Origin of the sequence: Fibrobacter sp. UWH9 (assembly GCF_900129715.1) — a bacterium.
GTDB lineage: Bacteria > Fibrobacterota > Fibrobacteria > Fibrobacterales > Fibrobacteraceae > Fibrobacter.
In genome coordinates this window covers 20,824-32,483 of sequence record NZ_FQWP01000014.1, presented here as the reverse complement: position 1 = coordinate 32,483, position 11,660 = coordinate 20,824, and the positions used below count along the sequence as shown (strand labels likewise).

The 11,660-nt window shown below is 46.8% G+C and carries 7 protein-coding genes; 3 read left to right on the top strand and 4 right to left on the bottom strand.

Annotated elements, in window-relative coordinates:
- Positions 1 to 23 precede the first annotated feature (23 nt).
- Positions 24 to 1,277, bottom strand: coding sequence for a hypothetical protein (locus BUB94_RS11450; RefSeq protein WP_073237200.1), 1,254 nt, complete (start codon positions 1,275 to 1,277; stop codon positions 24 to 26).
- On the bottom strand, positions 1,277 to 2,656 hold the full coding sequence (locus BUB94_RS11445) for a tetratricopeptide repeat protein (RefSeq protein WP_073237197.1): 1,380 nt from the start codon (positions 2,654 to 2,656) through the stop codon (positions 1,277 to 1,279). Before BUB94_RS11445 ends, BUB94_RS11450 begins: the two co-directional genes overlap by 1 nt.
- A gap of 153 nt (positions 2,657 to 2,809) precedes the next feature.
- Here BUB94_RS11445 and BUB94_RS11440 point away from each other — a divergent pair, with 153 nt between their 5' ends.
- Positions 2,810 to 3,640 (top strand): YkgJ family cysteine cluster protein, encoded by an 831-nt coding sequence (locus tag BUB94_RS11440; protein ID WP_073237194.1) that lies wholly within the window; start codon positions 2,810 to 2,812, stop codon positions 3,638 to 3,640.
- Positions 3,637 to 4,443 (top strand): hypothetical protein, encoded by an 807-nt coding sequence (locus BUB94_RS11435; protein WP_073161073.1) that lies wholly within the window; start codon positions 3,637 to 3,639, stop codon positions 4,441 to 4,443. Before BUB94_RS11440 ends, BUB94_RS11435 begins: the two co-directional genes overlap by 4 nt.
- Positions 4,444 to 4,498: 55 nt before the next feature.
- On the opposite strand, the gene BUB94_RS11430 is transcribed toward BUB94_RS11435, so the two are convergent.
- A complete protein-coding gene (locus BUB94_RS11430; protein WP_073237192.1) occupies positions 4,499 to 8,509 on the bottom strand; it encodes a hypothetical protein in 4,011 nt (1,336 codons plus the stop codon).
- A gap of 11 nt (positions 8,510 to 8,520) precedes the next feature.
- Entirely contained in the window at positions 8,521 to 9,951 is a 1,431-nt protein-coding gene (locus tag BUB94_RS11425; RefSeq protein WP_073237189.1) for a hypothetical protein, read from the bottom strand.
- Between the two features lie 150 nt (positions 9,952 to 10,101).
- Here BUB94_RS11425 and BUB94_RS11420 point away from each other — a divergent pair, with 150 nt between their 5' ends.
- On the top strand, positions 10,102 to 11,658 hold the full coding sequence (locus tag BUB94_RS11420) for a FecR domain-containing protein (RefSeq protein WP_073237186.1): 1,557 nt from the start codon (positions 10,102 to 10,104) through the stop codon (positions 11,656 to 11,658).
- Positions 11,659 to 11,660 lie beyond the last annotated feature (2 nt).

Below are 11,660 nucleotides of genomic sequence, written 5' to 3'. Positions count from 1 at the left end.
TTTAATTGTTTAACGGTCTAACATTAGAAACCGATACTTAACTCAGCCATATAGACACGTTCTTCATCTTGACCGGTGTAATATCCAAGTTCTTCAGCCCAGGTGGCAATTTCCAAGGTAAAGAAACGAAGTGCTTCTACAGCAATACCGGCAGTAGGGTAGCCACCCTTGAAGCCACCAGAAACTCGCAAGGCCAAGGCACGGAAGGCGTTGTTATAGCCGGGCCAGGCCAAGATATTCTGTTCCACTTCCAGACCGAAATTCACATGGGAAAGGGGCTTATAGTTGTTCCCCTTGCCAAAGGCGTCGGCATAGTCGCAGGCGAAATTGAATTTACGGCCATAGGCGGTATTCTTGTTAAAGAAACGGGGGCTATAGTTAAAACCGGCAGAAAGGTTCGGAGTGATCTTATCACCAGCAAGATCCTTGAAGTAGACATCTCTAAGAGACATACCCAGACGAACTTCGCGAGTCAACTGATACAGCACACCCAGATCCATACCCATAGAAATGGAACTGAAATCCAGAATATGGTCGGTAGCGTCGTGGTAACGATCTTCAAGAGTATCCTGCAGGGTTGCATAGTTCATGATATCCAAGGTCATCATTTCGACCTTGTGACGCTTTGCAGCCTTTACACCGACACCCACAGACAGGTTGTCGGTAAAACCGTATGCCACTCCCGCCTGAGCCACACCATCCACGTAGAACGTATCCACAGCCAGGTAGGGGATAATCAGACCGCCATCCAAATGGGGAGAAATATTACCGTCAACCCAAACGGCACCACCAAAACCATGGAACGCCATTTCAGCATCCATCTTGATTTTCATGGTCAGCGACTTATGGTCATAATTGTTGATCTTGTGGATCAGTTCCGGATGAGCCGCCAGGGAGTCCATGAGAACCTTCGAAGAAGATAAGCCCAAAAGTTTCGCCGTATTATTGGCGTCGTTGTAGATCTTCTGAAGATCCTTGGCTACGTTATAGGTGGAGAAGTAAGTTTCGAAAGGGCCTGCTCCACCAAGATTCAAACGCATGTCGCCTATGTTACGGGGGTAGTACCCCTGCTCCGGACGCAACTTGTAGTTTCCCAGTCTGTTAATCTGAGAAAGGCCTGCGTAGTTAAAATAAATAGCTTCCTTATCATCTACAACAGCCACATGGGCATTACCCATAGCTTCAGCACGCAGAGAATGGTGTGTAGGCGCCTTGGCAGCAAAGGACAATGCCGCAAGCGAAGTCGCCAGCATCAAAAAGGACTTACAATAATTCATTAAAAGTTCTCCCACTCATTAACCCAAATTCTAAACTGTTCCTCGGTATAGTTCACCCAGCATCCACCCACGCTATCCTGGCGTGCCTTCAAATTGTAGATCCTTCCAGAATAATCCTGAGCCACTCTCTTCTTGAGGGCCTTGAATTCTTCGGGGGACAAGCCCATGGGGTTGAACTTAATCTTCTTGGCAAACTTCAACAAATAATTCTGGCCATTGCTTTCACGCTTTGCATAAGAGGGATAGATATATTCCCATTCACCGCAATTCTCTTCGGTGCAGAGTTTGCCGTCACGGTCAATATCCACATTCATGTACTTTTCGTTGGGGCCGAAAGAGGAATAGACCACACGGTCCTTGGTCTGTGTTTTGCCGGCAGCAATATTCTTTGTCTGCGTTGCCAGGTCAAGGGAAAATTCAGCATTTACGTCACGCAAATCTTCATCAATTTCACCGTCGCCATCGTTGTCCATGCCGTCCATAATTTCTTCATCATAACAGCCATCACCATCGTCATCCATGATAGTGCTCTTGCCAGTAACTGCAATAATGCTGTTGACAGACATATCGATTGCATCTGCATCTTCAGATGGTTCGGTAATGTCGGCAAGGACGCCGCACATGGTGGATGCCACCTGAGTCTGGGAATTATCGGTCAGCCATTCGTCAAAGACGGGGATTGCCTGACCAGCCACAGAGGACATGGTTTCAGGATTACTTTCGCATGTGCTGAAGACTTCGTGCAGAGCGGCAGTAGACTCGCCATCCTTGTTTCTTTTCAAGGTATTGAGGACAGCACCCACATCGCAGCTGTACTTTCCGGTATTAGGATCCACCATACCGCAACCGACAACCAGTTTGGTCGCATCGCGGAGCACGAACAATGTCTGCAACATGTTCAAAAGCATATAGCTTTCAGAAATGGTCCTGTAGGTAATCTTGCCATCCAATCGACCTGTGGTGTCGCGGGCGATAAACTCCTTCAACAGCGTAACCACCGTATCGATACCGGCTTCGTACTTGTCGACCACGGACTGTTCCATATCCAGCAAGGCCAGTCGTTCAGCTCCGCCGCTAATATTCACGTACTTCAAAAGTTCGAAGGTATTCAAGTCCTGTATGTTCAACTTGGCCTTGGCCAATCCATACCAAGCCTCGGAGTGAGTTGAATCTGCAGCGATTGCCTGATTGAAATAATCGGCAGCCAGAGTGTACTCGTTGTTTCTGAACTTGATGTAACCTTCGTAAGTCATGGCATCGGCATCACCAGACCTGATGTTCGCATCTTCAGTAGGGTTGAACAAGTTGCAACCCGCCACACCCAAAGCGGTTGCCAGTGCTGCTGCAAGCACGAATTTCTTAGTTTTGAATGAAATCATCTTTGTTTTCCAATTTTGCTACAAAGATAACATTATTCTTACAATAAATATACTTCATTAGTTTTTTACACTTCGTTTTTTGTATTTTTTTCTTTTATGGACGTCAGAAAATCAAGCGCAAACTGAGGGGATTAAAAAAATTATATTTGGACCATGGATTCTTACCGTGAATATCTCCCGACCAAGGCATTCCGTATTGCCGAAATGCGCCTGGCAACCCTGCTCAGGGCCGAAAATGACCGTCTTGCCGCCCTGGCCCAAAGCCTTGGACGCGAGTGCGCCATCGGGCCAGATAACCTGGCTCAGGAACTGCCCAACATCATCAAGTTCACGGACGAGTACCACGACCTTTATATGAAGTACCTGGATGCGGTTCTGCCTCAACAGCCGCGCCCCATCCAGTGCAGGCCCGCCTGTGGCAATTGCTGCCACCATTACCCCATGTCGGTGGAGCCCTTCGAGCTGGTGTTTCTGTATGCCAACCTGCGAAAGCGCGACGACCTGCTGAACATCCTGGAAGCCTGCCAGCTCAGGTCTTCGATGTTCGAGGATTTCTACGAAAAGCGCAAGGCCGAAGACCAGGCGACCCTTCCCATGAATGCAGACCCAGCCAAGGTAACGGAACTGGACGAGTTTGACGACCGCGCCGAAGACCTAGCCCTTCATGATTATTTTTCGGCCTGGAAGCCTTGCCCCTTCTCGAATCCGGTGGGGGACTGCATGGCCTACAAGATCCGCCCTGTTTCTTGCCGCATGTACTTTAGCGAAACTGACCCGCAATTCTGTACGCCGGAACATTTGCAGAAACCCGAAAACGACAGCTATATCGTCTACCTGCCCGACAGCATCGAAGATGCGGTGTACCGCGTTTCGGAGCATTACGCCCTGCTGGACCTGCCCGAAAGCTATTTTGGCGGTCTGTTGGCTGTAAACAAGTACGAAGGTGTCATGAGCAATACCGACGGAGGCGAAGTCGTCGGATGAGTTTTTCGGATTTTGTACACGAAATCCAGATGGACCTTTTTGGTGCGCCTCCTAAACCAAAGGAGAGCGATAAGCCCAAGGTTCCCAATTCCGTTTCACAGAACGGATTGGTGGGTTTTAAGTACAGTAACTTCATGAAGAAGAGCATCCGCTGTAGGGGCGGAGTACTGTTTGGCCACCCCGAGGTGATTTTCCCGGCCTACATGAAGTCTGATGAATTTGCGCAGGCCCGCGAACTGGCAGCAGAATGGGCTGAACACGCCACCAAACGCAAGACACAGAAGAACAAGGAAGTGACCAAGGAACTGGTGACCCGTTTCTGGACGCTGGTAGACCAGATTCTTGCCGACAAGGGGGAGGCACCCCTGGCAACCCGCCACAAGCTTCCGCCCATGAAACCCAAGGGCAAATATCACGACCTGACAAATATTTTGTCTGCAATCAACAATACCTATTTCGAAAACAAGCTGACATGCCGCATTACCTGGAGCAATAGGGTAGGGGGTCTCAGTTTTCATTCGGTACGCAAGGACCCTGTAACCGGCGAAGACTTCAACCTGATCAGCATCAGCAAAGGCTACGATGCAGCCAACTGCCCGGAATACGCCGTAGCCGGTGTGGTGTACCACGAATGTCTGCACATCGCCATTCCCCCCGAAGTAAAGAACGGCCGCCGCATTGTACACGGCCGCGCCTTCCGCAAGCAGGAACGCCTATACCTGTACTACGCCGAATGGATCAAGTGGCATAAGGAAGTGCTTCCTAAAAACATCCGCGATATGCGCCGTCATAAGGAATTATAAGGAACTATAAAAAAAGACCAGCAAAAGCTGGTCTTTTTTGACGCTATAAGAAATATTACCTTGTCGGATACCACTGAGTTATATTATCGAAATCAGGTACTGTAAATCCGCCATTTACACCAGAACATTGATTAGAACTTCCAATTTCATAAATGCTGAAATAACCTTCTTTACCCAAAGCATCCGAATAGGTTAAATCAATACTTTTAACCATCTTCAAAGCATTGTTCATATCAGGAAATGTTTCTGTTGGAGAAAAATGAATGTCACCAATTACATTTTCATAGGAAGACATAAAATCATTCCAGGTAAAGACTAATGTTTTAAGAGAATCATTTCTTGTCTTAGGCAGTAACGCAACAGGCCTTTCATAAGAATAAGGTCCGCCTCCACTGTTATCAATAATATCTATCTTAAGGTATGCAGTATCGGTACTTGTATAGGTGATACAAATTCCGTCCCACGAGGAAATGTCTTTCCCTACAGAAAAGGCAACTCCGTTATAAGGAAAGTAATCGACTTCGCTGTCTTGTTTATATTCAGCCTCAAATCCATACCGCCCGACTACGGCTTTGTACTCGGAAACAACTGCATCTAGAGTTCCAGACTCTTCATTGTTTTTACTAGTTTCGATTTCAAAATCTACTGGCCACGTAAATACGGGGTCCTGAGAGTATAATCCAACAACGCCTTCGTTGTGTGCTTCGCTACCGTTCCAATAGAAACACTCTTCTGTATTTTTATTATTGCAACGTGTCTCTATATTGTTATCGAAGTTGCAGAACTCTGTAAGAGGGGAGAAAGTCTTGTTGTTGCACAAATTGTAAATTTTTCCATCTTCGCCGCAGAATTCAGACTGGTCGTTATATTCTTCACCGCCACATTTTTCACGAGGTTCGCCCTTTGAATCACAAAATTGTTCATCCGGGTCATAGGTTTTCGTTTCGCCACAAGCATATACCTTGGGGCCGACAATATTATCCACTTTTTTTAGCGTAGTAATCTCGTAAACCTGGTAATTATATGATTCTGATGTAAATGAAAAATGACTTACAACGATGCTTTTACCAAAGGGCTTTTTTCCGTCACCAAAGGCAATTCTCTTTGTTGTATAGTTTTCTGTCGCTTCAAGGCCATTAAACCATGTATATGTCCCCATGTTATCATAAGTTGTGGCTAAAGTAAGAGACGTGCTTGCCTTATAGGTGATACATAGTCCACCCCAATCAGAGATGTCGTGGAATTCTCCATCAGAAGATATATTTGCTTCCATATTTCCTATGGTATTCGAACCAGATATTTCTCCGACCGAGCATTCAACTCCATCATCATCTTGCCAGCATCCCCAATTCAAGTTTTGTTTTTCGCCCCAACTTGAGTTGTACAACACATTTCCTTCACAAGTTGATTGTACTTCAATCTTCATGGTGTCGCAGGTGATTGTATCCTTGATACCATTGTAGTATTCAATATAGGCTACAGGAGTATAACTGCGTCCTTGTTCATTCAGTTCCAGAGTTGCCATGTTGTTTTCTGTTTCATTGCCAACGGCATCCTTCCAGGTTACTGTAACCAGAGAATCAGGCAACTTTCCAGACATTCCGTTGAGGGTTATAGTTTGAACATTACCATAAGCGATTTCGCTTGCGGCGGTTTCGTAGACGCAACTTTGATAGCGATAGAGAGCCCATCCTGTAGGGCATTCAATATTTTGATAAACCCCGTCATCAAGAGTGATTCTTAAATTACGACCATAAGACTGCGTACTTTCATCCTCAACAATGAGGGAATCCGTGACTGTTCTTGACGTGGTGTCTCTTTGGAACCATACAAATGTCGGGTTCAGGGTATTAACTACTCCATTGTACAAGGACGAGTATGTAAAGTTCCATCTGAGAGTATCACCCATCAAGACATGTTCTTTTTCGATGTTACAGCTCTTAATAATGTTATCCGTAAAATATGGATCATCGGAATTTTTCATTGCCGAGTATTCGCCAATTTCAAGAAGTTCAAATGCACCCTCCAGAGCACCATCAGTACTATTCAGGGTAAAGGATATCTTGATTTTTTCAGCATTAACAGATCCATCCTTATTATCCACAATGGATTTGCCTTCATTATCAAGGAAGCTTCCAAACTCGAAGCACCTTATATGGAACTTGGTGGGATCAGAGGGAAGTACCGCAGAATATTTACCATTTTCGTTTTCAATGGTCAATCGGGCTGTTATGGGATTCTCTATAGCAACCTTGTTCCAATTATTTTTCCAATTATAGTTTACACAGATTCCTTGCCAGTCTGTAATGTCCTGACTGGTCTTATCTCCCTTAAGATAGAAGAACATCTCAGGATTGTTATTAGTATAAACGGTGGTGTAAATATATCCTTGTTTATTGACACATTCTTTAGCAGTTAAATTGTCTTCTCCGAATCCAAACTTGCCGTTGGATTCCCATTCGCTGGTGATGGTGTCGCCGTCAAACCACATGAAGATATCATCTTTTGTATTAGCATTCCAGCCAAATTTGAAGTAGCCATTTGTAGTATTTCTTACAAATTCCGGAGGCGTGGGAAGGGTTATAGAAGAAGAACATTCATTTAAGCTACCAAAGGTAATCAGGTTAAAGTAGGCGTTCTGGCGCTCGGTCGTCTTGATTACAAAATCGACTTGAGTCAAAGAGCCAACCAGTAACAAGATCTGCTCCAAATCGGTGTTACCCAAGGTATACGTAAACTTGCTGTACTGATCAGTAGACGTAGTTTTAGGCATGTCAATATCGACATATTTATCATCGAGTCCATGCAGTCGCAGATAAGCCCTTGCGGTACTGACATAATCAACACAAACACCTTCCAAATTGATAATGTCAATAGACTTTTCCATTTTGACAGAAACCAGAACAGAATCCTTTGTATTCGGATAGATTTCGCCGCAAATACCACCACAGGATTGAATGATATCGTCTAGTTTTTCGTTGGCGTCATAACCCACATAATCCTCAGGAACCATCCACATGTCATTGTAGTTTCCAGCCAGTTTCCATTTCCAAGTGTATTTGTCATAGGAGAATGAGCTTCCATTTTGTGCGTTCCATACAAAGCGAGGAGCACTGGATTCATCTGCGCTGGACTTCGGTTCAACACTAGCGCTGGATGCAGGCTTCACGGAATTGCTGGACTTAGGCGCAACACTTGCACTAGAGGCGGGTTTTACAGATCCACTGGACTTCGGCTTAACGATTTCGCTGGAATCGACATCGGCAGATTCGCTGGAGTTTTCCTGAACGTCATCACTTGATTTCAGGTAAGAGGAACCATCGCTATAGAATCCCAGAGCAACAATGTTGAAACTGAATTTTTCGTCAGAGTCTCCTGCAAAGGAAACCATGATGGCATTGGCTTCGCCCATAAACTTGTTGAAATCGGATTCACCGAAGATATATTCCAGGGAACTGAACGGAACCAGTGTTCCGCGGACCAAAGTATCGTTGGCGAAGTTCTTAAATTCACAGCAGTATTCAGATATAACGGAACCGTTATCATCCAAGTGTAGCAGGCAGATATTTGTGGAGGCGTAGGTGCTGCCAAGAGCAAGAGCGATTCCACTGTAACTGGATTCGTCGCTCAGGTCCACTGATTCAAAACGGAATGCGACACCTGCTTCGGCATAGCCATCTGCATTGTACAAGGAACCTGCAAGGCCCCCACTTCTAGAGACAATTGAACTGATGTCGTCTAGAGAGTTTGTGGCGAAGTTGTTGCCCGATTCATCTTTAGCGTGGAAAATAATGCTGCTTTTATCGTTAGCAATTATAAAAGGGCTGAATCCAGATGAGGTTGTTTCAGAAATGTAATCGTCAGCATAACCCTGCCAAACAAGAAAGGCCGATTCAAAATCGTAGGTGGGAATCTCCGTATTACCTTCGGGAGTTATGACTCCGTATGTTCCCTTGTGTTCTTCCTTGAATTCTTCGGCGTAGTCAGTACAGGCAGTGGTGTTCAGCAAAAAGCCCAAAGAAAAAAGGGCAGACAGGCGAGTTGCAAATTTCATGTTATTCTTCATTTTTCAGCCCCTTAGAACAAGAATGTTACACCAACGGCAACAAGGCCTGCGGCGGCGATTCCGATACCGACGGTTCGCATGGTTTGAGCAGATTCAATCTTATCTAACTGATCATTATACTCTTCGTGGCTACTGATGCTCTTTTCACGTTCAGTCTTAGCCTTGTTGTTGAATACGGCAGCCATAACGCCACCGCCAACAGCGACGGCGCCAGAAATGGCCAGGGGTACCCAGTGGACCTTGAAGCTGGACTTTTTCTGTTCGTTCGTTGCGTCCTTGGCGGCTTCGGCAGCCTGAGCCTGTTTCTGTTCTTCGATGCGGACCTTTTCTTCGGCGGCCTGCTTTTCAAGATTCTTGTCAGAGGAATCCTTGGCAGGTTTGGCGACGGCAGTGGTGGAGTCGGGGAGAGGCTTGACCACGGGAGCAGGAAGGGTAGAATCACCTACGGTTGCAGTCGAAACAATTTCACCCTTGGCAACGGCAGCGGTGGCGTTAGAATCCAGGGAACCCCAGCTCCAGCGGCCCATCAAATCCTTTTCTTGATAGGCAGCGGTAAATTCCACACGTCCCCTAAAATTTTGCATGGAACCGTCGGTTCCCAAGGGGAGTTCTACCTTGCGACGGGGCATGTTTACGAACAGGTGGCTGAACTTACGACCCATGGGGAGGGCTTCTACGCTAAACAGCTTGGCTCCGCTCAAATAGTAAGCGCCAGAAACCGGACGTTTCAAATCAAGATAGAAGTCCAACAGGTCCGGTTCCAACACAATGCGCACATTGGCAGAACTGTTACTCAGGGAATCGTTAATTTTCAAGACAGATTCAATAAAGAGGGGTGCGAACTCGCCACCGCCCTTACGCATGACGATGTCACCACATTTTTCAAGCCAGCGTTCCATAATGTTCTGCTGGGACTTCATACGGTCGGCATCAAAGTACAGGTTGAAGTTATAGGTGGCGTCAAAGGCACCGTCAAAACTTAGGGGTTCAAGGTCTACGGAACCATTCAGCTTTAACAACTGTTCCTTGGAAACCAGGATTCCGCCCAAGGCCGTAGCGCAGGTTTTGATCTGTTCGGTACGTTCCGCAAGGGAATTGCCCATCTTCATGGCACCCAGCCGCAGTTCACCGGTAAGTTCCATGTACTTGGTTTCGAATTCGGGGAGTTCAACGGCATAGAAGTGACTACAGGCGTCGTCCAGCACATCGTTGATAGAAATCATGGAGCACTGGTCGTTCATCTTGGCGATCTTGTTGGCTTCTTCCCACAAGGCGTCCAGTTCCGGGTTGCCCTGGCCCAGTCCCTGTTTCAAGGATTCCAAGTCTTTCTGGATGGCCTGAAACTCCGAGGCGTCTTTCACAAAGATGGAGGCGGTGGGGTCGGACCATACAAATTGAGTAAGTGCGACAAGCAAAAGCGCGATTTTAGGCAAAAATCTCATAACTTCCCTTTAAAAATTTTCACAGCAAAAAAATAAGAATTTCTTAAGATTTTGGAATTGCTTGGAAATCGTTTGGGCTGTCTTATAGGGGGAGTCCTGAAAAACTGATATTTTTATTACATTTGGAATAAATTTTGGGATATTCATAGCATGTTTTTGAATTTTGACAAGATGAAGTATTTGGCCGTCGGGGCAGCCCTATGTGCCATTTGTGGATGTAAAGATGAAAATCCTGGGGGAACAAAGGCTTTGGGTACCCAGGTGACCGCCAATCAGGTTCAGTCTGACGAAAATAAGGCTGCCGCAAAGAAAGCGGAAGATGAAAAGTCCATTATCAAGGGCAAGGTCCGTAAGGTTATTGGCGAATGTGACCTGCTAAAGAAAAACGCGGACTGGAGCCAGTTACGCATGGGTCAGAGGGTGGTGGAAAACGACCGAATCAGAACCGCCCTGGAATCCGAGGCGCTGGTGGGTGTGAACGATGGTTCTACCTTGCTGATTTCGGAACTTTCCGACGTGACTATTTCTGCCGAGATGCTGGATTCCATGTCCAGACGCATTTCTGTGTATGTGAAGCAGGGTAATGTTTACTTTGACGTGCAGAAGCAAGGGGAATCCCAGATGGACTTCCGCACGGGAATTGCCGTTGCTGCTATCCGTGGAACCGCAGGCTTTGTGGGAAACGTAAACGGCAACATGGTGGCCTCTTTGAAGGAAGGCCGTCTCGAAGTGAAGTCGGATAAGGAAACGACCTCTATCGAAAAGAACCAGACCGTGGTGCTGGATAGCGTGGGTAAATCCAAGAAGCTGAAGCTGAAGTCCTCGGGTACCAAGGCCTTGGCTACTGCCATCGATTCTCTGTCAAAGACGTCCGACGGTTCTATCGAAAAGTTGACCGAGGCTCTTGAAAAGTTCGATAATATTTATGCCGTACGTCAGGCTACTTTTGCCAAGAAACTGGAATCCAGGCAAATCCGCTTCGAGGTTCTGCCTCTTGCCGAAACTACGGAACAGGATAGTGTTATTCTGGTGGCTAGCGCAACGCCTGGCCTGGTGGTTAGCGTCATGGGCGAGGTGGATACGGTTCCTGCAACGGGTCTGTACCAGCATACTTTTAAATGGGAAGAAGGAACCTATGGCATCAAGCGCTTTATTGCCGGCTGTAGGGAAGGTGACCTGGAAATCCCCTGCGGATTGTGGAGTACTGCCTATGTGAAGCCCGCTCCTGCTGTACAGCCCGGCGACACTGCTCAAGCTGCCGTTGAGACCTCTGCCGCTGAACCCGCAAAACCTGCCGCCAAGGACTTGAGCAAGCTTGCAGTTTCTATTGCCGGCAAGGTGGATGAACGGATCCACTACTATCAGGGTACTTACCGCAACAAGATGCGTTTCAGCCTGAAGAATATTTCTGAAGATGACCTGGGCGAACTGGCCAGCATCGAAGTGACCAAGGGCGGAAACAGGGTGGCCCTCTTCGAAGGTAGCGATTTGAGTTCGCTGAACTACAGCGCCGACGTGGAAGTGGAACAGAACCATATCGCCGAATACGAAGTGGTGGCAAAGCTTAAGAACGGCAAGACCAAGCGGGCCAAGAAAACTTATACCGTATTCTGCGGCAACCATTCCCGCAACGGAAACGCACTGGATCCTGACATGACCGAGGCTCAGGAATTTGAAGAGGCCAAGGCTGACCTCGTAAGAGATTAATC

Excerpts from the sequence above, each read along its gene's own strand:
- BUB94_RS11425 (WP_073237189.1), bottom strand. The coding sequence starts at position 9,951 with ATGAGATTTTTGCCTAAAATCGCGCTTTTGCTTGTCGCACTTACTCAA.
- BUB94_RS11435 (WP_073161073.1), top strand. The coding sequence starts at position 3,637 with ATGAGTTTTTCGGATTTTGTACACGAAATCCAGATGGACCTTTTTGGT.
- BUB94_RS11450 (WP_073237200.1), bottom strand. The coding sequence starts at position 1,277 with ATGAATTATTGTAAGTCCTTTTTGATGCTGGCGACTTCGCTTGCGGCA.
- BUB94_RS11440 (WP_073237194.1), top strand. The coding sequence starts at position 2,810 with ATGGATTCTTACCGTGAATATCTCCCGACCAAGGCATTCCGTATTGCC.
- BUB94_RS11445 (WP_073237197.1), bottom strand. The coding sequence starts at position 2,656 with ATGATTTCATTCAAAACTAAGAAATTCGTGCTTGCAGCAGCACTGGCA.
- BUB94_RS11420 (WP_073237186.1), top strand. The coding sequence starts at position 10,102 with ATGTTTTTGAATTTTGACAAGATGAAGTATTTGGCCGTCGGGGCAGCC.
- BUB94_RS11430 (WP_073237192.1), bottom strand. The coding sequence starts at position 8,509 with ATGAAGAATAACATGAAATTTGCAACTCGCCTGTCTGCCCTTTTTTCT.